The sequence below is a fragment of the Leclercia sp. S52 genome, from assembly GCF_039727615.1.
Taxonomy (GTDB): Bacteria; Pseudomonadota; Gammaproteobacteria; order Enterobacterales; family Enterobacteriaceae; genus Enterobacter; species Enterobacter adecarboxylatus_B.
In genome coordinates, this window is record NZ_CP152474.1 from 568,245 (window position 1) to 588,739 (window position 20,495).

21 protein-coding genes and 3 pseudogenes are annotated in these 20,495 nt (G+C 57.4%); 11 read left to right on the plus strand and 13 right to left on the minus strand.

The window, feature by feature from the left end; translation table 11 throughout:
* Position 1: 1 nt before the first annotated feature.
* The 6 genes from AAHB66_RS02680 to AAHB66_RS02705 form a co-directional block, all read right to left on the minus strand.
* Entirely contained in the window at positions 2–601 is a 600-nt protein-coding gene (locus AAHB66_RS02680) for a response regulator (protein ID WP_347115126.1), read from the minus strand.
* 243 nt (positions 602–844) lie between these two features.
* Complete coding sequence (locus tag AAHB66_RS02685) at positions 845–1,420, minus strand: PIN domain-containing protein (RefSeq protein WP_347115127.1); 576 nt, start codon at positions 1,418–1,420, stop codon at positions 845–847.
* On the minus strand, positions 1,420–1,881 hold the full coding sequence (locus AAHB66_RS02690) for a helix-turn-helix domain-containing protein (protein ID WP_106995644.1): 462 nt from the start codon (positions 1,879–1,881) through the stop codon (positions 1,420–1,422). The genes AAHB66_RS02685 and AAHB66_RS02690 overlap by 1 nt, the downstream gene beginning before the upstream one ends.
* A 156-nt stretch (positions 1,882–2,037) precedes the next feature.
* Entirely contained in the window at positions 2,038–2,424 is a 387-nt protein-coding gene (locus AAHB66_RS02695; protein WP_347115128.1) for a VOC family protein, read from the minus strand.
* Between the two features lies 1 nt (position 2,425).
* Complete coding sequence (locus AAHB66_RS02700; protein WP_347115129.1) at positions 2,426–3,583, minus strand: MFS transporter; 1,158 nt, start codon at positions 3,581–3,583, stop codon at positions 2,426–2,428.
* Positions 3,580–3,738 carry a hypothetical protein gene (locus AAHB66_RS02705; RefSeq protein WP_347115130.1) on the minus strand — a complete coding sequence of 53 codons (159 nt, stop codon included), beginning with the start codon at positions 3,736–3,738 and terminating at the stop codon, positions 3,580–3,582. The genes AAHB66_RS02700 and AAHB66_RS02705 overlap by 4 nt, the downstream gene beginning before the upstream one ends.
* 98 nt (positions 3,739–3,836) lie before the next feature.
* On the opposite strand from AAHB66_RS02705, the gene AAHB66_RS02710 reads away from it, so the two are divergent.
* The 4 genes from AAHB66_RS02710 to AAHB66_RS02725 all read left to right on the plus strand — a co-directional run bounded on the left by AAHB66_RS02710 (position 3,837) and on the right by AAHB66_RS02725 (position 7,529).
* On the plus strand, positions 3,837–4,607 hold the full coding sequence (locus tag AAHB66_RS02710; RefSeq protein ID WP_347115131.1) for a DeoR/GlpR family DNA-binding transcription regulator: 771 nt from the start codon (positions 3,837–3,839) through the stop codon (positions 4,605–4,607).
* Between the two features lie 628 nt (positions 4,608–5,235).
* Positions 5,236–6,393 carry a hypothetical protein gene (locus AAHB66_RS02715; RefSeq protein ID WP_347115132.1) on the plus strand — a complete coding sequence of 386 codons (1,158 nt, stop codon included), beginning with the start codon at positions 5,236–5,238 and terminating at the stop codon, positions 6,391–6,393.
* Positions 6,386–7,099: an N-acetylmuramidase family protein gene (locus AAHB66_RS02720; protein WP_347115133.1), complete on the plus strand. Its 714-nt coding sequence runs from the start codon at positions 6,386–6,388 to the stop codon at positions 7,097–7,099. The genes AAHB66_RS02715 and AAHB66_RS02720 overlap by 8 nt, the downstream gene beginning before the upstream one ends.
* A complete protein-coding gene (locus AAHB66_RS02725; RefSeq protein ID WP_347115134.1) occupies positions 7,086–7,529 on the plus strand; it encodes a hypothetical protein in 444 nt (147 codons plus the stop codon). Before AAHB66_RS02720 ends, AAHB66_RS02725 begins: the two co-directional genes overlap by 14 nt.
* A gap of 87 nt (positions 7,530–7,616) precedes the next feature.
* On the opposite strand, the pseudogene AAHB66_RS02730 reads toward AAHB66_RS02725, so the two are convergent.
* Positions 7,617–7,703: pseudogene (locus AAHB66_RS02730) on the minus strand (recombinase family protein); the annotation flags it as partial.
* An 18-nt stretch (positions 7,704–7,721) separates the two neighbouring features.
* The gene (locus AAHB66_RS02735; protein ID WP_312806226.1) at positions 7,722–8,018 is read right to left on the minus strand and encodes an SH3 domain-containing protein; all 297 of its coding nucleotides are present in this window, start codon (positions 8,016–8,018) and stop codon (positions 7,722–7,724) included.
* Positions 8,019–8,224: 206 nt separating this feature from the next.
* On the opposite strand from AAHB66_RS02735, the gene AAHB66_RS02740 reads away from it, so the two are divergent.
* Positions 8,225–9,346 (plus strand): cupin domain-containing protein, encoded by a 1,122-nt coding sequence (locus AAHB66_RS02740; RefSeq protein ID WP_312806225.1) that lies wholly within the window; start codon positions 8,225–8,227, stop codon positions 9,344–9,346.
* 41 nt (positions 9,347–9,387) lie between these two features.
* On the opposite strand, the gene AAHB66_RS02745 is transcribed toward AAHB66_RS02740, so the two are convergent.
* Positions 9,388–9,573 (minus strand): DUF2767 domain-containing protein, encoded by a 186-nt coding sequence (locus tag AAHB66_RS02745; RefSeq protein WP_312806224.1) that lies wholly within the window; start codon positions 9,571–9,573, stop codon positions 9,388–9,390.
* A 208-nt stretch (positions 9,574–9,781) separates the two neighbouring features.
* Between AAHB66_RS02745 and AAHB66_RS02750 the strand changes: the two genes are divergently transcribed.
* The 3 genes and pseudogenes from AAHB66_RS02750 to foxA all read left to right on the plus strand — a co-directional run bounded on the left by AAHB66_RS02750 (position 9,782) and on the right by foxA (position 13,374).
* The gene (locus AAHB66_RS02750) at positions 9,782–10,015 is read left to right on the plus strand and encodes a DUF2171 domain-containing protein (protein ID WP_312806223.1); all 234 of its coding nucleotides are present in this window, start codon (positions 9,782–9,784) and stop codon (positions 10,013–10,015) included.
* A 148-nt stretch (positions 10,016–10,163) separates the two neighbouring features.
* On the plus strand, positions 10,164–11,144 hold the full coding sequence (locus AAHB66_RS02755; RefSeq protein ID WP_347115135.1) for a helix-turn-helix domain-containing protein: 981 nt from the start codon (positions 10,164–10,166) through the stop codon (positions 11,142–11,144).
* Between the two features lie 138 nt (positions 11,145–11,282).
* Positions 11,283–13,374, plus strand: a pseudogene (gene foxA, locus AAHB66_RS02760) (ferrioxamine B receptor FoxA).
* A 457-nt stretch (positions 13,375–13,831) separates the two neighbouring features.
* On the opposite strand, the gene AAHB66_RS02765 reads toward foxA, so the two are convergent.
* The gene (locus AAHB66_RS02765) at positions 13,832–15,247 is read right to left on the minus strand and encodes a PLP-dependent aminotransferase family protein (protein WP_347115136.1); all 1,416 of its coding nucleotides are present in this window, start codon (positions 15,245–15,247) and stop codon (positions 13,832–13,834) included.
* 176 nt (positions 15,248–15,423) lie between these two features.
* On the opposite strand from AAHB66_RS02765, the gene AAHB66_RS02770 reads away from it, so the two are divergent.
* Complete coding sequence (locus tag AAHB66_RS02770; RefSeq protein ID WP_347115137.1) at positions 15,424–15,585, plus strand: DUF1127 domain-containing protein; 162 nt, start codon at positions 15,424–15,426, stop codon at positions 15,583–15,585.
* 90 nt (positions 15,586–15,675) lie between these two features.
* On the opposite strand, the gene AAHB66_RS02775 is transcribed toward AAHB66_RS02770, so the two are convergent.
* Together AAHB66_RS02775 and AAHB66_RS02780 are read right to left on the minus strand one after the other, a co-directional pair.
* Complete coding sequence (locus AAHB66_RS02775; protein WP_347115138.1) at positions 15,676–15,930, minus strand: DUF4282 domain-containing protein; 255 nt, start codon at positions 15,928–15,930, stop codon at positions 15,676–15,678.
* Positions 15,931–16,044: 114 nt separating this feature from the next.
* A complete protein-coding gene (locus AAHB66_RS02780; RefSeq protein WP_347115139.1) occupies positions 16,045–17,436 on the minus strand; it encodes a PLP-dependent aminotransferase family protein in 1,392 nt (463 codons plus the stop codon).
* A gap of 101 nt (positions 17,437–17,537) precedes the next feature.
* On the opposite strand from AAHB66_RS02780, the gene AAHB66_RS02785 reads away from it, so the two are divergent.
* Positions 17,538–18,017 carry a carboxymuconolactone decarboxylase family protein gene (locus tag AAHB66_RS02785; protein WP_142488079.1) on the plus strand — a complete coding sequence of 160 codons (480 nt, stop codon included), beginning with the start codon at positions 17,538–17,540 and terminating at the stop codon, positions 18,015–18,017.
* Here the strand turns inward: AAHB66_RS02785 and AAHB66_RS02790 are convergent.
* Positions 18,004–18,907: pseudogene (locus AAHB66_RS02790) on the minus strand (LysR family transcriptional regulator). The gene AAHB66_RS02785 and the pseudogene AAHB66_RS02790 sit on opposite strands and share 14 nt — an antisense overlap.
* Before the next feature lie 100 nt (positions 18,908–19,007).
* Between AAHB66_RS02790 and AAHB66_RS02795 the strand changes: the two are divergent.
* Positions 19,008–20,423, plus strand: a complete 1,416-nt coding sequence (locus AAHB66_RS02795; protein WP_347115140.1) for an aldehyde dehydrogenase family protein — start codon at positions 19,008–19,010, stop codon at positions 20,421–20,423.
* Positions 20,424–20,495: the final 72 nt, after the last annotated feature.

Sequence of the window (20,495 nt, forward strand, 5' to 3'; positions counted from 1 at the left end):
TTCAGGTCAGGCGCTCGGCGGCCCTGACCAGATCCGCCAGCGAGCGGGCCTGCATTTTGTCCATCACCCGACGGCGGTGGACTTTGACGGTGATTTCACTCACCCCGAGCTCGGCGGCGATCTGCTTGTTCAGCATCCCGCTGATCGCCAGCTGCAAAACCTGCTGCTCGCGCGGGGTGAGGGAGAGATGGCGCTGTTTCAGGGAGTACTGCTCCCGCAGGTGCGAGGCGTTATCTTCCGCCAGCTTCAGCGCCGCGCCAATCGAGTCGATCAGATCGTTCGACGCCACCGGTTTGGTGAGAAACTCATACGCGCCGCCCTTCATCGCCTTCACCGACATGGGAATAGTGCCGTGGCCGGTGAGGTAGATAATCGGGATTTCGCGCCCGCTGGCCTTCAGGGTATCCGCCACCTCAAACCCGCTGATGGTGGGCATCTGCATATCGAGGATCACGCAGGAGGGCACATCTTCAAAAGTGTGCTGCAGAAAAGATTCTGCCGAGGAGAAGTCGAGGGCGTTCAGCCCTGCGGATTCCAGCAGCCCAACCACGGACCGCCTGACAGCGTGATCATCATCAACGACGTAAACAATGTGTTCCATTAATAGCCCCAATGATTCAGCCTGACAGAGATGAGAGGATTTCGCCCAGCGTGAAAACCACCTCCGTACTGTTCAAGCGGTTATGGCGGCAGCTTTCGAACGCAACAACTCTAACACATTAATTATCATTATCATTTAACAATATGATAACTATATGAAAGCGATATGTGGTTTTTCAAAACCGCTTTTCACACTGGGTAAGCGTAGGCCAGGAATGGTTAAATTGTCGCCAATTGAGAAGGTCTATAGTAGCAGTTTATATTTTTCCAGCTCAGTCACTGTTTTCGGTAAACCCAACTGCAGCAGGCTTTGCAAAAATTGATCTGGCGTGAGGGGAGGATTACGCAGGTGCGAGCGCTGCATTCTTACCGCTTCAAGAACCAGCGCATGGTTCAGGTCGAAAAGGTCCGACAGAAACTCATCCGGATGAAGCGCTTCGACATCAAATTCAGCGAGGATTCCAGCCGGGAAATCGTCAAGATTGTAGGTCACAATCACTTCGGAATCCGAACGAATAGCCGCGGCAAGTACATGCCTGTCATCCTGATCAGGCAGACTAAGACCATCAATAATGCTCTCATAGCCTGATACGCAGGCGTCGCCGAAGGCTTTATTCATGAGCATTTCGGTGCGCTTCAGCTGGCCTGCCGTGATATCAGGGCGATTGATAAGCAGATTTCGCTGCCACTCATCATGTATTTGAATTGTCCATTTGGGTTGATATAAGCCCATCTTCCCAATATGCATGAGGAGATCCCGCAGCATTGATGGGTACAGTACGCAGGCATCAAGAACGACGGGATAAGGTGAGTGCGTCATCAGTAAAAGCCAAGCTCCTGACTTTGTTCCGCCAGCTCGCGAAGGGCTTGTATGCTTTCTGCATCACGCTGATCTTTGTACTTCATCAGGTCTGCGAAAAGAATGCGGCGATGACGGCCAGTTTTATGAAAAGGTAGCTTGCCTTCCTCGAGAAGTTTCACCATATGTGGGCGCGAAACGTTCAGGATATTGGCTGCCTCCTGCGTGGTTAATTCAGCATGCACGGGCACAACCTGCACGGCATTGCCCGCAGCCAGCTCACCCAGGATGCTCATCAGAAGCGTCAGTGAAGAGGTTGGCAGCTCTATTTGATGAGTGACATCCTGTGCATCCTGGATCGTAATTTTTTGCGTTTCCTGCTTTGTGGACAGAAACGTAGCAAGCTCCCTTTGTCCGCGTACAGCTGCCTCAATCTCCTTTGGAGCCGGTAACGTAAGGCTGTTCAGAAGTGAGTTTGTCATTTCAGTATTCCAGTTAGTGTCGAGTTTCATAGTTATGGTGAGTAAAAGTACACCATAGAGAACTGTAATCGAAACAAACGAAAAGCACAACAAACGAAATAAACGAAAAAGCCCCGCATTGCGGGGCTTGTGCTTTAGATATTATTCAGCGGGAAATCACTCCCCCACCAGCTCAATACGGTTCCCATCTGGATCCGCAATCACGGCTTCGTAATAGCCATCGCCGGTCATCCGTGGGGCGCCCAGGAGCGTGTTGTTTAACCGCGCCTGCTCCGCCATGCGATCCACATCTGCTTTGCTACCGACGTTCAGGGCGATATGCGCCCAGCCGACAAACTCCGCGTGCTGAGGAGAACCGGCCAGTTCCGGGACGGTCATTAGCTCGATGGTCGGTCCGTCGCTGAGGGTCATAAAGTGCGACGCAAACCCAGGGCGGTTTTTACTCAGGTAGCGTTCGTTGCGGCGTGCGCCAAATACGGTTTCCCAGAAGTGAACCTGGGCGTCCAGGTTGTGAGTCCAGAGTGCGACGTGTGCAATATTCATATCATCCCTCGCTGCGGGCGGGTTGGTTAGCGGTGACGGTCATGGACAGCGCGGCGACGACCAGCATCAGCAGCATAATGACCATAAACGCCTGGGTTAAGGAGGTGGCATGCGCCACATAGCCGATAATGGCGGGCCCGGCGAGCACGCCGAGATAGCCCAGAGTAGTGATGGCCGGGACGGCGACCGCCTGCGGCATGCGGGTCTGACGGCCAACGGCGGAGAACATCACCGGCACGATATTGGCGCAGCCGGCACCCACCAGCACGTAGCCCAGCAGCGACAGCTGCCACAGCGGCATAAAGGTCACCAGCGCAAAGCCGAGGGCGGCAACGATCGCGCCACCCACTACCGCGCGCAGGGCCCCGGTGCGGGCGATCAGTTTGTCGCCGGTTAAGCGGAAAATCGTCATCGCCACCGCAAAGCAGGTGAAGCCCAGCCCGCCCAGCGACTCCGGTACGCCGCGCACTTCGGTGAGGAACACCGCGCTCCAGTCCAGCACCGTCCCTTCGGCGAGGAACACTGCAAAGCAGATGGCACCAATCAGCAGCACCACACCGCGCGGCACGGCAAACGCCGGGCCGGAGGCAGGGTTAGCCCACGGCAGCAGCCCTTTCAGGCTGAAGGCCAGCATCAGAATAACGCTCAGGATAACGATCAGGCAGGCGACAAAGGCGCTGGCTCCGAGGGTCAGCAGCAGGGTCATTGCACCCGCGCCCGCGATGCCGCCGACGCTGTACATACCGTGAAAGCCGGACATCACTGGCTTAGGTGAATCGCGCTCGACGATGATCGCCTGGATGTTCATGGCGCAGTCCGTCACCCCCACGCCGACGCCGAACAGCAGCAGGATGGCAGCCAGCAGGCGCGGATCCGGAACGATCGCCAGCAGCGGAGTGGTGAGCAGCACGATCGCCATCGCGGTAACAATCACCCGACGGCAGCCGTAGCGGCTGGTCAGCATCCCGGTGAGCGGCATCGCAATTAACGCCCCCATCCCCAGGCACAGCAGCAGCGAGCCAAGCGTGGCCTCGTTAACGCCGGTATTGGCTTTGGCGTAAGGGACCAGCACCGCCCAGGTGGCGGTCACGTAGCCGGCAATAAAAAAGACGATCCGGGTGGCAAGCCGATGGACGGCTCCGGTGGTCTGAGGGGTCATTTCACATCCTTATAAGGTTTCAGTAACGGGGAGGCCGGTATTTTGCGCTGCACCTGCTCCCCGGGGCGCGAATTTGCGGTCACAGGCGCAAACAGAAAGCCGTCATGGGGGTTGGTGGCGGGTACCTGCTGACGGTAATCATCATAGTATTTCATCGTGACGCTCCGGTTTCGGGCCTGGTGGATTGACAGAGCGCGCCGTCATGCAACATTATGCGCATTGTTGCTCGATTCAAATCCAGAGAAGATAATTTATGCTCGATTATGCAGCTTTCCCGGAACAACGACAAGATCTGATCCGCCAGATCCTGCAGGAAAATGGCAGAGTGGTCTGCGCCGAACTGGCGACCCGGATGCAGGTGTCGGAACATACCATTCGCCGGGATTTACATGAACTTAGCAAAGAGGGGTTCTGTAAGAAGGTCTACGGCGGGGCGGTGCTGCAGCTGGCGGATGCCGGAAATTTCTACAGCCGCGAGCAAAAAAATCACGCAAAAAAAGTCACGATCGCGCAGAAAGCGGCAACCCTGATCAAAGCGGGGAGCTGCATTTTTATCGATACCGGCACCACCAACCTCGCGCTGGCGAAGGCCCTGCCGCCGGATCTGGCGCTCACCGTGGTGACCAACTCTCCGGCCATCGCCGCGGAGCTGCTGCGCCATCCCCTGTGCGAGGTGATCATCACCGGCGGCCAGATCCAGCGGACCTCTGGCGGCGCGGTGGGGGCCACGGCGGCGAGTCAGATCCAGGGGATTATTTTCGATCAGGCGTTTATCGGCGGCTGCGCGATGGATCCGGGGATGGGGCTGACCGGGTTCGACTTTGCCGACTGCGAGTTCAAGAAGGCGGTGATCGGCCAGAGCAGCCAGACCATTGTGGCGCTCACCACCGATAAAATCCCCGGCGTGGCGCGCTTTGTAGTGGCGAAAAGCAGCGATATCGACGTGCTGGTGGTGGAGGCGAGCCTGGATCAGGAGGCGATCGCAGCTTTTGCGGCGCAGGATGTGCAGGTTATCAACGTCTGATGGGGGTCGCCTGGAAAGCGCAAAATACCTAACATTAACAGCAAAATCTTAGCGGCACCCTTCGTAGAACAATCTACGTTAGTAAATATCTCAGTACTAAAAGCTGCATAAATTTTACTCCCTTTCTTCTTAACTCCCTGCGATTATCATGGTCTTAGTGATTTAACTTAAGGGAAGACGATGAACATACGTTATCCGGTACGGAAAGCCGATGGTCGGGAGTATAAGAACTATGACGAGTTGTTAACTGACACTCGAAAAAACGCCCATGGTTGGTGGTTACTTGGCGTAAATTGGTTCTGGCATGGTGGCATTCACATCGGAGCGTCATCTTCTCCGGCGTCGGTGCTGAGTCAGGATGCGCCGGAAAAGTCAGTGCCGCTCCAGTTTATGATGGACGGTGAGGTGGTGGCGTGGCGGCTTAACCGGGATTACGCGAAGACTGACTGTCGTCAGGAAAGGCCGTTGCGCGAGTCCGGGACCTTTGTGCTGGTCAGGTCAGTGTACAAGCCAGACGAGGAGGATGAATCCTCCTGGCTGACGCTGTATCAACTGTACATGCATATGGCCCCCCCTTTCAGAATACCCGCAACGCCCGCTATACCGGGTCACGCAGAAAGGCCACGGTGTGCGGATTCGTCGCCATTCCCGCCATGATCACAGTCGCGAGATTGTTCCGGATGTACTGGCAAATAAACAGGGTCATGCCAGAACACTGAAGCAGGGTGAAATACTGGCCGTACTGCAGCAAAAATCGTTTCTGCTGGAACGTCAGCCTGAGCCGTTTGCACTGGTGCAGCGCCTTGAAGCGGGAAAACCTTCGGGAACACTTTTCTGGGTCGCGATGCGCCCGGAATATCTGGAGCCTGACGGGGAATGTTACATATGTCTGCCTGACTGGATGCACAATGCGCTGAATCACGGCGTGTTTGATGATGTGGTGGTGCCGACCGTTCCGCTGAAAGTGACGGTGAAGGCAGGCGAACCGGTCGGATTCCTCGGTGCTGAGGATCTGGCAGATGAAGATAATTACCCGCAGGTTATTACCACGGAATACAAAACTCATATCGAGTTGCTGAGTCTTGATGAGCATATCTCTGATTTTGTGGCCAACGTGAAAGGCATCAAAACGGGCAAACAGTATATCAAGCTGAAGCTGAAACGGCCGCTGTTCCTACGAAATGGTGAGGGTGAAGACAGCACTTTTGAACAGATGAGCGCCATTACTCGTGCTGATGCCGGAAGAATCATCCCGCGCGATGCCACGTATCCGTTTACGGATAAAACCGGGGTAACGTACTTTCAGATCCGCCCACACAGCTGGATGCACCAGGATGATGTGGAGCAACTTAGTCAGCATGATTTAACGGCGTTAAACTTTCACTGTATTGAAGCGGAGCCCACCACAGATTTTACCCGCACGCTGGACGAAAGCTGGTTAATCAATGCTCTGAAAAGCTTCAACTCTCACTTTGATGGGGAGAAAGGGCCGCAAAGCTCACAGGCGAAAATGTTTTATGACAGCCTGATCCGCAGTGCTGAAAATCGGGATTTGAGTGGACGTTATACGGATAAATTACAGGATGCGCAGCTGTTTGGCGCACTGCATACCAACCAGATGAGCATTCCGGAATATGCGCGGCGTCTGATAGTGAAGCACGACAGCTATTGGCATAGTACCCGCGATGATACACGCTGGTCATCGGTCTTCAAGGACAGAGAAGAAAGTCCGATTGTTAAGAAGGTCAACGGGGGGATTTCTGGACGCTACACGCTGGATGGATAAAGTCCCGCCATTCGCCAGTCAGCGATCGGTATGGCATTTTCACCCACTTGAGTTTTTAGAGATGCTAAGAAATGCAGGCTTTCCTAAAACTCCAATCAATGGAGAGTTAACGTCTATTGAGTTTATTAATTTTTATAATGGAGATGAAATTGAAGAGTCTGATTATGAAGAGGCAGCAAAAAATCTAAATTGTGAAGTTGCAGCAATTAAGGCTGTAGCAAAAACTGAAACTGGTTCTTATGGCTCCTATTTTAAATTTCAGGAAGATGATGATTATGTACCTGCAATCTTATTTGAAAGGCATCATTTTCATAAATATACGGGTGGGAAATATGACCAATATGAAGATATATCAAACGCAGTTGCGGGTGGATATGGAGAAACATCAATACAATATAGAAAGTTAGTAAAGGCATATGGACTCGATAAAAAAGCAGCCTTAAAATCAGCATCATGGGGTAAATTCCAGATTCTGGCGTCAAACTATGCAGCAGCTGGTTATGCCAGTCCTGAGGATTTCGTCCTGGCCTTAAGTCAATCTGAGAAAAATCAACTAAAAGCATTTGTTCACTTTATTGAGGCTGATAATGTTCTGCTGCGATCGATTCGAAACAAGGATTGGCTTTCATTCGCCAAAAGGTACAATGGTCCGAGGCAGAAGGGATATGATTTAAAAATGGAGAAAAACTACAATGCGTCATTATAATCTTATGGCATTAATTGCAATGTTTCTGTGCGGCTCATCATTTGCGCATGATGTATATTTTTCATGTGACACAGTAAAAGGAAATATAAAATTAGATGAAGATAGAGGTGTGTTGCATTATTCATTAATTAAAGATGGTAAAAAAAAATTTGACTATGAGTCAAAAGGTGATGATTTTTCGGGATTTAAATACAATCATTACTCACGATTTCAAACTGATTACTTCAATGTGTCATTCATAAACTCGGAGTATAAATACACGATATTTAGTAACTATGAAGATGGGAATGAAAGCCGTGGAGTCATTGTTACGAGTCTGAATAGCAAAAAGGAATCAGTTTATGATTGTAAGCCCGTTGGGATTGATCGCCTGAGTGATTTGTCAGCAAAACTGACCTGTGATAAGGACTCATCACTTGGTTGTGAGTAGATTCCCTTTTAGATACGCATAATATAATTAGTGACATATTAGACAGGCAGCAGTGTTGAACACTGCTGCGGCCATCCACTGCTGCCAACGCTCAACTGTTTTTCTGGCATCTATCGCGTTGCGTTCAGGGCGGTCAAGTTTGGCGACAATCATTACATCACTATTTTCCAGGCGGCACCCCATGAAAGCCGCTTAACGCACCTCAAACACCACCGCCGTCCAGTTGACTCGGGTACAGGGCGGAAACTCGGGGCAGGGGTCGATATGGGTACAGGCTCCCGACCAGATAAAGGTGTCTTCATCAATCCGGTACCAGTGCGGATTGCCCTGCACCGCATCACCCACCACCGTCGCCTGCACGCTGATACGGCTCCCCTCAGGCAACTCGCGGGCCACAGGCGCAAACACGGACGGACTCTCTTTACGCGTATAGACACCCATCAGGGTCTTCACACTGGCGGAAACGGGAAGTTCGACGAACGGGCTCATGACAGGCCTCATAACAGTGCACTCTTTGTGATTAACGATATAAGTCGCTCTCTATCTCGCGATCACGATAAAGCGTGAAACTGTCAGGCTGTGTCATGCGAAAGGCTGAATGCGGCAGATTTCATCCCCGCTTGACCCACGACAAGGCAGCCTGGCCCGGCCTCTTTCTATAATCAGGCCCGTTTGTCTTTTCACTGGTGCTAACCATGGCGTATCAACTCAACCTGAACTGGCCGGAATTTTTAGAAAAATACTGGCAAAAGAAACCTGTCGTTTTAAAGAACGCCCTGCCCAATTTTATCGATCCTATCAGCCCGGATGAGCTGGCAGGGCTGGCGATGGAGCCGGAAGTGGACAGCCGCCTGGTCAGCCATAAAGAGGGTAAATGGCAGGCCAGCAACGGTCCGTTCGAGCACTTCGACGGCCTGGGCGAAACCGGCTGGTCGCTGCTGGCCCAGGCGGTCAACCACTGGCACGCACCGGCTGCCGAGCTGGTACGCCCGTTCCGCGTGCTGCCGGACTGGCGTCTGGACGATCTGATGATCTCCTTCTCCGTCCCGGGCGGCGGCGTTGGCCCGCATATCGACCAGTACGATGTGTTTATCATTCAGGGGATGGGCAGCCGTCGCTGGCGCGTGGGGGACAAGCTGCCGATGCGTCAGTTCTGTCCGCATCCGGCGCTGCTGCATGTCGATCCCTTTGAGCCGATCATCGACGAAGATCTGGCCCCGGGCGATATCCTGTACATCCCGCCGGGATTCCCGCACGACGGCTTCACCCACGAGACGGCGCTTAACTACTCGGTGGGCTTCCGCGGGCCAAACGGCCGGGATCTGATCAGCAGCTTTGCCGATTACGCCCTGGAGAACGATCTGGGTGGGGAGCACTACAGCGATCCGGATCTGACCTGCCGTGAACATCCGGGCCGTGTTGAGGAGTACGAACTCGAACGCCTGCGTAAGATGATGATCGAGATGATTAGCCAGCCGGACGATTTTAAGCAGTGGTTTGGCAGCTTTATCTCCACCCCGCGTCACGAGCTGGATATTGCGCCTGCCGAGCCGGAGTACACGCCGGAAGAGGTGCTCGACGCGCTGCAGGGCGGCGAAACCCTGACTCGCCTGAGCGGGCTGCGGGTGCTGAACATCGGCGGCAGCTTCTTTATCAACAGCGAACAGCTGGAGACGGTGGACGCGACGGCGGCGGATGCGCTGTGCCGCTACACCGAGCTGGGCCAGGCGGAGCTGGGCGCTGCCCTGCAAAACCCGGCGTTTGTGGAAGAGCTGACCGGGCTGATTAACCAGGGATATTGGTTCTTCGACGAGTAATCGCACAGGCGGCGCGGGGCACAAGCCCCACGCCGCCATCTTTACGCCGCGAGGATATGACAGGCTTTCCAGTAATCAAGAAGGCGCTCGTCATCGCTTTCGCGCTCGGCTTTACTTTTCATGGCCCGTGCCAGATTTTCTCTCGACACCTCCTGGCCTTTTTGCACAACATCTAAAACCGCTTCACCAAGAGCCAGGGATATTTCGGTACGATTGGCTTCTACCATATATGCCTCCATGTTGAGTGCGTGATGGTAATTATGCGGCATAATAACGGGCCTGGAATATTTATCAGTTCATTCTTATATATTTAAACCCTCTAACGCGCAGCGGGAATAATGTTTCGAAATGCTAATGGGACGGAAAATAGCGTAATTATGGTCTACAGTTAGTTTCGTGTCACAACCCGTAGAAACCTGTTGAGGAGAATTAATTATGGTAAACAAGAGTGAAATCAAGGAACATACTCCGGTTGTTGCAAGCTGCGGTCACCATGTCGGCACGGTTGACCATCTTGATGGCGAACGTATTAAGCTGGCAAAAAACGACTCTGAGTCCGGCGGTAAACACCATTATATCCCGCTGGAATGGGTCGATAAAATTGAAGGCAATAAAGTGGTGCTGAATAAGAATCACGAAGAGACTTTCGCCAGCTGGCAAGAAGCTTGATTAACAGCAGTGCCTTAAAATAATATTTAAACGCTGGCGTCATGCCAGCGTTTAAATATGTATTAAGCGAGGCGGAATATACCTGCATTGCCGCCGCGTTAAAGGAGTGATACTGTTTTATTTTTGATAGCTTCCTCCAGGCGCAGGCATGTCCAACACAACGCTCAATAATCCGACCGCTGCAACGAAAAAAACCTTTTCCGTGGCAGACTTTAAGGTATTTGGCGAGCGCTACGGTATCGACTACCGCTTCCCGCTGCTGACGGATACCTGTGCCAGCACCAGCCCCGTTTTGCACGGCGATGTCGAAGAGATGATCCTCCCGTCCGGCATCTCCTTAACCCATTCCGACGTGCGCGTTCTGCAACCCTATGAAACCACCTCCCGCCACAGCAGCCCGCTGTATGTGCTGGTGGTGCTGGAAGGCTGTGTGACCCTGACCCTCAGCGGTGAGGTATACGCGGTGCACCCCGGCATGGCTTTTAGCGCCAGGCTCAGCGAACAGCAGGCGATGTCTGCCCGTCATGATGCCAATATCGCCCTCAAAACCCTCTCTTTTGGCGTTTACCCCGACGATGCCCGTCGCGAAAGCCTGCTCGCCTCTCTGCTGGAGCAGTGGGAGAAGCTCAACGCCCCCACCTTTGTCTGGCAGGTGCCGGATTTTGTGCTGGCCGGCATTCAGCATGCCCGGCAGCGCGAGCGCAGCAGCCTGTCGCGCCAGCTGCTGCTGGAAGGGGTAATGTATCAGCTCCTGGGCCACGGCCTGCACCTGCGGGAGCAGCAGGGCACGGCGCTGCCGGGCACCTCCGGCGGCGAGCACGCCCGGCTGGAGCAGATCCGTCATCTGCTGGCACAGGCCCCCGAGCAGGACTACACCCTCGCCCAACTGGCGGCCCGGGCGGCGATGAGCCCCAGCAGCCTGCGGAGTAAGTTCCGCCAGGCCTACGGCTGCACCGTCTTCGACTATCTGCGCGACTGCCGTCTGGCTCAGGCGCGGCGCTATCTGCTGGAAGGCCACAGCGTGCAGCAGGCGGCGTGGATGTCGGGCTATCAGCACGCTACCAACTTTGCCACCGCGTTTCGTCGCCGCTACGGCGTCTGCCCTGGCGCGGTGCGCAGCGACCGTTAATCCGCTTTTCCCCGATCGCCAACGCCGTTTGTGCGGTTTGGCATTGCGCATACGCACTCTGGCGGCGCGCATAGCTATCTTCGAAATGAAAAAGGTAATAATTCTTATTAACAATTAGAAATGCCTTTGGAGATTTTCATGTTCGCTAAAACGCGGCTGGCACTGCTGGTGGGATGGGTTACCGGGAGCGTCGCGCTCCCCCCTGATGGCGCAGGAGACGCCGAAAACCGAAACCGTGGTGGTCACCTCACAGATGCAGAGCGGGGCCACCAAGCTGGCGACCCCGGATATCGAGACCCCGCAGGCGGTGTCGATCGTGACCCGCGAGCAGTTTGAAGAGCAGGGTGCCACCAGCGTGCGTCAGGCGGTGAGCTACACCCCGGGCGTCTACAGCAACCAGATCGGCGCCTCGAACCGCTTCGACTACATCGTGCTGCGCGGCTTCTCCGACGGTAGCCTGGACAACGTCTACCTCGACGGCCTGAAGATGATGGGCGACACCAACTCCCACAGCTCGCTGGTGGTTGATCCCTGGTTCCTGGAAAATATCGAAGTGGTGCGCGGCCCGGCCTCGGTGCTGTACGGTCGTTCCTCACCGGGCGGGATCGTAGCGCTCACCTCGCGCAAACCTTCGTTCGATCCGGGCGGCGAGATCAAGCTGTTCGCCGGGAATAACGATCAGCGTGGAGCGATGTTTGACGTCACCGGCGCGCTGGATGATAACGACCGCGTGGCGGCGCGCCTGAGCGGCATGACCCGCTACGCCGACTCCCAGTTCGATCCGCTGAAGGAGGAGCGTTACGCCCTGATGCCGAGCCTGACCTGGCGCATCACCGATAACACCCGCCTCGATCTGATGGCCTATCTGCACCGCGACCCTGAGGGCGGCAGCCACTCCGGTCTGCCGTACGACGGCACCGTGGTTCCGCACGATGGCAAGATGATCTCCAACACCTTCTTCGAAGGCGAGGACGATTACGACAAGTACGATCGCCGCGAGAACATGGTCGGCTACAACATCGAGCATATGTTTGACAGCGGCTGGTCGGTGCGCCAGAAGCTGCGCTATCTGCATACCAAAGTGGAGCTGAATCAGGTCTATGCCGCCGGCTGGCTGAACGAAACCGAGCTTAACCGCGGCTACTCCGGCTCGGACGAGAAGATGGATGCCATCACCCTCGATAACCAGATCGACGGCAGCTTCGATACCTGGGCGGTGAACCACCGGGTGCTGATTGGCCTCGATTATCAGGATCGCAGCAACAATACCACCGGCTACTACGGCGGCTTCCCGCCGATCGACGCTTTCCACCCGGTGTACGGCGCGAAGCCGGACTACATCACCATGTACAGCCAGGAGAAGCACAAGCTGCGCCAGACCGGATACTACCTGCAGGATCAGCTCTCGCTGGACCGCTGGCGTCTGACCCTGGGCGGGCGCTACGATCAGGTGAGCGTCTCGAATATCGACAAGCTCAACGATACCCGCAGCGATCTGGACAAAAACAACTTCAGCAGCCGTGCGGCGCTGCTGTACCTGTTTGATAACGGCATCGCGCCGTACATCAGCTACTCCACCGCCTTTACGCCGACCAGCTTTGCCGATGCCAACGGCGATCTGCTGGATCCGATGGAAGGCAAGCAGTGGGAAGCGGGCGTGAAGTTTGAGCCGGAAGGGATGAACAGCCAGTTCAGCGCCTCGGTGTTCCGCATCAACCAGAAAAATATCGCCACCAAAGAGGAGCCGACCGATCCGTACCGCTCTATCGGTGAAATCGAATCCGAAGGGGTGGAGCTGGAAGCGGTAGGGCAGCTGACCGACAGCCTGCGTCTGCAGGCGGCCTATACCTATACCGACATCCGCTACAAGAAGAGCAGCCCGGAGGAAGAGGGCAAGCGGGCGGTCTATGCGCCACGTAATATGGCCAGCGGCTGGCTCAGCTATGACGTTAAAACCGGGCCGCTCGATGGCCTGACGGTGGGATCCGGCGTGCGTTACGTCAACGGCGTGACCAGCGATCGCATGAACACCCACACGCTGCCATCGTATACGCTGGTGGATCTGGCAGTAGGCTATGATCTGTCGAAGGTCGGGCTGACCGGCGTGAGCGCCCAGCTGAACGTCAACAACCTGACGGACGAAAGCTACGTGGCGGCCTGTAACTCGCTCTCATACTGCTACTTTGGTGCCGAGCGCAGTATCGTCGGCAGCGTGTCGTGGAAGTTCTGATGTAAGTGTTTTCTCCCTCTCCCTCTGGGAGAGGGTCGGGGTGAGGGCATCAGGCCGCACCATCGTCAACATCGCCCGGTGGCGCTACGCTTACCGGGCCTACGGTTTTCTCCCTCTCCCTGTGGGAGAGGGTCGGGGTGAGGGCATCAGGCCGCACCATCGCAACATCGCCCGGTGGCGCTACGCTTACCGGGCCTACGGTTTTCTCCCCTCTCCCTGTGGGAGAGGGTCGGGGTGAGGGCATCAGGCCGCACCATCGTCAACATCGCCCGGTGGCGCTACGCTTACCGGGCCTACGGTTTTCTCCCTCTCCCTGTAGGAGAGGGCCGGGGTGAGGGCATCAGGCCGCACCATCGTCAACATCGCCCGGTGGCGCTACGCTTACCGGGCCTACGGTTTTCTCCCTCTCCCTGTGGGAGAGGGCCTGGGTGAGGGCATCAGGCCGCACCATGCCGCACTACGCCTCCATCGCAATATGAATCGCCTCGCCCATCTTCTTCAACGCCTCGCGGTTCTTCTCGTTCGGCGGTAACGCCACGTTGATCCGCAGGCAGTTGCGATACTTCCCCGATGCTGAAAACAACGATCCCGCCGCGGCCTGGATCTTCAGGCGGCTCAGCTGCTTGCTGACGCACACCATATCCACCTGTTCCGGCAGCTCCACCCACAGCAGGAAACTGCCCTGCGGGCGCGTGACGCAAATCTCTGCCGGGAAATACTGCCGCACCCAGCAGGTGTAGCGCTCCATATTCTGCTGATAAATCTGGCGCATGCGGCGCACGTGGCGATGGTAGTGCCCGTCGCGGATAAAGGCCGCCACCGCCATCTGGGTGCCCGGCACGTTAAACCCGCCCGCGGCATATTTCATGTGCATCACCCGGTCGTAATACCGTCCCGGCACAATCCAGCCGACGCGCAGCCCGGGGGCCACGGTTTTGGTAAAGGAGCTGCACAGCAGCACACGGCCGTCGATATCAAAGGAGTGGATGGTGCGCGGGCGCGGGTACTCCGCCGCCAGCTCGCCGTAAATATCATCCTCCACGATGACGATATCGTGGCGCTGGGCCAGGGCCAGCACCTGACGTTTGCGCGCCTCCGGCATGATAAATCCGAGCGGGTTATTGCAGTTGGGCACCAGGATCACCGCTTTGATCGGCCACTGCTCCAGGGCCAGCTCAAGCGCTTCAATGCTGATCCCGGTTTCCGGATCGGTGGGGATCTCGATCGCCTTGATGTTAAATCCGCGCAGCATCTGCATGGTGCCGTGGAAAGACGGCGACTCCACCGCCACGATATCTCCCGGCTGGCACACCGACAGCAGCGCCAGCGACAGCGCCCCATGACAGCCGTTGGTGATCACAATCTCGTTCGCCGCCACCGTCGAGCCGCCGTCCAGCAGCAGGCGGGCGATCTGCTCGCGCAGCTCCTGCCTGCCTTCCAGCACGTCATAGCTCAGCATCTCACCGGGGTGGTGCTGGGCAATGCGGCTCATCTCGCGCCACAGCGGCTTCAGGCTTGGCTGGTTCAGATCCGGCGAGCCGCCGCCAAAGGAGATCATCTCCTTATCGGCGCGGGCATCGAGAAGCATCATCACCTCATCCCACTGGGTCACCTCTACCGGCCGCTGCACCGGGCGGGTCATCGCTGGCACAGGCGGCTGCGCTTTGCGCGAGGAGACGAAGTAGCCGGAGCGCGGCTGGGGGGTGATCAGCTGTAAGTTTTCGAGGATCTGATAGGCCTGCTGTATGGTGCTGATGCTGACGCCGTGCTCCTGGCTCAGCGCGCGCACCGAGGGTAAACGCTCCCCGCTGCGATACAGCCCTTGTTCAATGCGTTGTGCCAGGAGATTGGCCAGATGTTGGTAGCGCGTCATGCTGTATCCTCGGTTGTCACCATACAGATCTAAAAACCAGTACAGATTGCCGCGTAAAACGGCATTCAGATACTGTTTTAGCGGATCTGTATGTTAAACAAAAGTTGTTTTTGAATCTGTATTGCAGGTCCCGATTTCCGTGATGATAACCCCACTGACACGATGAGGAGCGCATCATGGAATTTTACGAAAACCGGGCCAAACGGCCCTTTGCGGTGTTTATCTGGATGGGGCGGGCAGTGAAAAAGTGGTATCGCATTAACCGCACGCGCCGCATTCTGAGCCAGATGAGCGATGAGCAGCTCAAGGATGTCGGGTTGTCACGGTTTGATGTGTAGAGGATTGCCCGGTGGCGCTACGCTTACCGGGCCTACAGGGGCACGAATCGTAGGCCGGGTAAGGCGCAGCCGCCACCCGGCATAATGGCCTCACTCTACGGTGGATTTCCCGGTGTTCTCCGCAATGCGGCGCAGATATTCGTTATTTTTAAACGCCACCATGATCAATTCGAACATCACGCGGGTGCCGATCAGGCTGAACAGCATGCCGAAGAAGCCGGCAATAAGATGCTCGGTAAACATCGAGTAGATCCCGCCGATCAGGATAAACAGCATGGCGATCCAGTAGAAGAAGACCAGCACGCGCGGCGTTAACAGATAGTCGAATCCCAGTAGTGATTTCATTTTTCTTGTCCTTAGAAGTGTCATTTTGCGCGTTGATTATAAATGTAGTCAGGGTAATTCATACCTTTATCACTATCTGAAAACAGCCTTTTATGATGCAAAATCAGGGGGTTGCTATTTAAGAAGATTGCAGGTCTGGATCTTCGGCCGCGTCAGCAGCGCAACGGCCTCGTCGTAGCTGCGCACGTTGTTATACCCCATCACCAGCCCGTAGCGTTTGACCGACCCGCTGTACCACGCCGACAGGGCATTGACCTGCAGCTGCTGCTGTTGCCAGCAGTGGGCGATCTCCTGGTCGCAGCTGCCGTTGGTTAAAAAGGCCACGATATGCATCCCGCCGTCGTTCTGCTCGGTGAAGAACCGATCCCCGTAGACCTCGTGCAGGGCGGCAATCATCCAGTCGCGCCGCTGCTGATAGAGGGCGCGCATCTTTTTCAGATGGCGGAAGAAGTGGCCATCGTTGAGAAAGGCGGCGAGGATCTTCTGCGTCAGCACCGGCTGGCCGCTGGCGAGCAGATCGGCGCAGTCGTTAAAGGCCGACACCGTGCTGGCGGGCATCACCACGTAGCCGAGGCGCAGGGACGGCATCACGGTTTTGCTGAAGGTGCCCATGTAGATCACCCGATCCTGACGATCGAGGCTTTTCAACGACGGCAGCACCTTGCGGGTGTAGTGAAACTCGCCGTCATAGTCGTCCTCGATGATCCACGCCTCGTTCTGCCCGGCCCAGTCGAGCAGCTGCTGTCTGCGCGGCAGCGACAGCGTGACCGCCAGCGGGCTCTGGTGCGACGGAGTCACGATGGCAAACCGGGCGTCGGCGTGGTGGCGCAGCAGGTAATCGGTGTCGATGCCGGAACGATCCACCGGCACGGTGTGCAGGCGCGGTACGATCCGCCGGAGCAGCTGCTGGCCCATAAAATAGCCCGGATCTTCAAACACCACCTTGTCGTTGCGGCTGGCGAGGGTGTCGAGGATCAGCCGCAGGCTGCCGCTGTAGCCGCTGGTGATCAGCACCTGCTCCGGCGTGCAGGACAAGCCGCGCGAGATGTTGAGGTAGCTGGCGATCGCCTGGCGCAGGGGCCCCCAGCCCATCACCGGCGGGTTGAGCATCTCCTCCTGACGCATGGCGCGTACCGCCTGGCCCGCCAGCAGCAGCCATTTCTTATACGGGAAACTGTCCAGCGCCGGGACGCCGGGGCGCAAAAAGCCTGCCCGTTCCCGCTGGCTGACCAGCGATTCCGGCAGCTGGCCCGTCAGCGGGTCATCGGGCGGCGGAGGCGTAACGGGGAGAGTTAAATCCGGGTTGACCCGCGTGCCGCGCGCGCCCTGGCTCACCAGATAGCCTTCGCCGATGAGAATGGCGTAGGCGGTTTCGACGGTTTTACGCGCCACCTTCAGCTCTTCCGCCAGCACGCGAATGGCAGGCACCTTATCGCCAGGCTTGAGGATGCCGCGGGTGATGTTGTCCCGATAGCGGGTGTAGATGTCGTGATAGCCCGGCTTCATGTCCTACCTCATTTCGCGCTTTTTGTATCTTTTTACTATGTCATGAACGGCGTAGATTTGCCCTATCGCATTTCATATGCCGCACATCAAGAGGAAAGACAATGAGCACTCGCGTTAACCACCATAAAGCCACACCTGCCCTCGCTAAAGCGCTGTCCGACCTGAGCATGGCGGTGAGCCAGACCTCCATCGACCCGGCGCTGAAGCACCTGATCGACATCCGCGTCTCCCAGCTCAACGGCTGTACCTTCTGTCTGGATATGCACTCGAAAGAGGCAAAAATCGCCGGGGAGCGCGAGCTGCGCCTGTATCATCTGACCGCATGGCGCGAGTCACCGCTGTTCAGCGCCCGTGAAAAAGCGGCGCTGGCCTTCACCGAAGCGCTGACCCAGATCGGCCCGCACGGCGTCAGCGACGTGCTGTACCGCAGCGTGGCGGAACACTATTCGGAGATTGAGATTTCCGAGCTGAACTTTGCGATCGTGGCGATTAACGCCTGGAACCGTTTAGGGATCACCTCCCGTATGGAACCCGGCGCGCTGGATGGCGCCTACGGCCTGAACAAAGCTAACCTCGAGTAAGACCGCGCTCGCGGATCATCGCCACCAGCGCCCGCAGCCCGGGCGGGACGTGGCGATGGCCGGGGTAGTAAAGGCGCAGCCCGGCAAAGGGCTGCGACCACTCATCCAGCACGCTCACCAGCTCCCCGCTTTCCAGCTCCTGCTGGATATAGAGTTCCGGTAAAAATCCCACCCCCAACCCGGCTTTGACTGCCCGGATCGAAGCAAACAGATCCGAGGTGGCAAAACGCGGCGGCACCGCCAGGGCGATCTGCTCCCCGCGTCGCGCCAGCTCCCAGCGATAGATCCCCCCCGTGGGCCATCCGCATGCCGATCCCCTGGTGATGCAGCAGATCGTCCGGGGTTTGCGGGGTGCCGTAGCGGGCAAAATAGTCCGGCGTGGCGGTGACCAGCTGACGAATATCCGGCGTGAGCGGCACGGCGATCATGTCCTGCGGCACTGACTCCGCGAGGCGCACCCCGGCGTCGTACCCCTCCGCCACGATATCGATCATCCGCGCTTCGCTCACCGCCTCGACGCGCATTTTCGGGTAGCGGATCATGTAGTCGATCAGCAGCGCATCCAGGAACAGCGTGCCGACGTTGTTCGGAACGTTCAGGCGCAGAGTGCCGGCAGGCTCGTCGGTGTCGCTGTGGATCTCTTCATCTGCCTGACGAATTTCCTGTAACGCCGGGCCGATCCGCGCCACATAGCGCTGCCCGGCGTCGGTGAGCCCCACGCTGCGGGTGGTGCGGTTAAACAGCCGCGTTTGCAGACGGCTCTCCAGCCCGGCAACGGCGTTGCTCACGGCGGTGGCCGACATCCCCAGCTCCTGGGCGGCGGCGCGAAAGCTGCCGCGACGCACCACGGCCATCACTACTTCCAGCTCGGTCAGTCCTGAACGGTGCATAGATTATCCTGAAAATCGAAACAACCTTTGCAGCATAGCGTGGATTATCGCAACGGAGAAGGCGTGCCAGACTGTCTCCATCCACTCTGAGGAGGTTGTTATGCATCACATCGAACAGATCTATATCAACGGTGAATTTGTCACCCCACATGGCAGCGAGCGTTTTGATCTCTATAACCCGGCGACGGCCCGGGTAATAGGCCAGGTACGTCTGGCCGACGCGGTGGATGCCGAACGCGCGATTGCTGCCGCGCAAGCCGCTTTTCCGGGGTGGTCACAAACCACGAAGCAGGAACGTATTGCCGCGCTGCAGCGGATGCAGGCTGCGGTGGCGGCCCGTCACGACGATCTGCTGGCGGCGGTGATCGAGGAGTACGGCGCGCCCGCGTCGCGCTCGGCGTGGATGGCAAGCTATCCGGCGGAAGCGATCGGCCAGGCCATCGCGGCGCTGGAGGCGTTTGAATTTGTGCTCACTGCCGGGGCGGCACGGGTAGAGATGACCCCGCTGGGGGTTGCCGGGCTGATCACTCCATGGAACAGCGATGCGGGCTTTATCTGCGGCAAACTGGCGGCAGCGCTGGCCGCGGGCTGCACGGCGGTGATCAAGCCCAGCGAGATGAGCGCCCTGCAAACGCAGATCGTGACCGAGGCGTTACACGCCGCCGACCTGCCGCCGGGGGTGTTCAACATCGTCACCGGGCGCGGCGACACGGTGGGGGAGACCATCAGCCGTCACCCTCATGTTGCGAAAATCTCGTTTACCGGCTCAACGCAGACCGGCAAAGCGATCCTGCGCAACGCGGCGGAGAACTTTACCCGCGTCACCCTGGAGCTGGGCGGCAAATCCCCGACGATCGTTCTCGACGATGCCGATATCAAACAGGCCGTTCCGCTGGCGGTGCAGGCCGGGCTGATGAACAGCGGACAGGCGTGCGTGGCCGGGACGCGCATCCTGGTGCCGCAGTCGCGGAAAGCGGAATTCGAGCAGGCGCTGGCCCAAGCCATCGCGGCGGTGAAGTCCGGCGATCCGCGGGATAACGCCACCGAAGTCGGCCCGATGGTGAGCGAGAAACAGTGGCAGCGGGTGCAGGGGTATATCCAGCGAGGGCTGACAGAGGGAGCACGCCTGCTGGCTGGCGGAGAAGGGCGGCCGGAAGGCACCCGGGACGGCTGGTTTGTCCGCCCGACGCTGTTTACCGACGTGCATAATCAGATGGCTATCGCCCGGGAGGAGATCTTTGGCCCGGTGCTGTGCGTGATCGCCTACCGCGACGAGGCCGAAGCCATCGCCATTGCTAACGATACCGACTACGGCCTGAGCGCGCTGGTGCTGGGTGGTGATGCGGAACGGGCGCGGCGCGTGGCAGAGCAGATCCAGTCCGGTCGCGTGCTGGTCAACACCCTGACCCATGAGCCCAAAGCCCCTTTTGGCGGATTCAAACACTCCGGCGTGGGGCGCGAGATGGGCGTATGGGGGATAAGCGCGTTTATGGAGCCTAAGTCGATCCTCGGCTAAAACACCGCCCGGCGGCGCAGGCTTGCCGGGCCTACGGTTCGGGCCTTTCCAGGCCGGGTAAGCGCAGCGCCA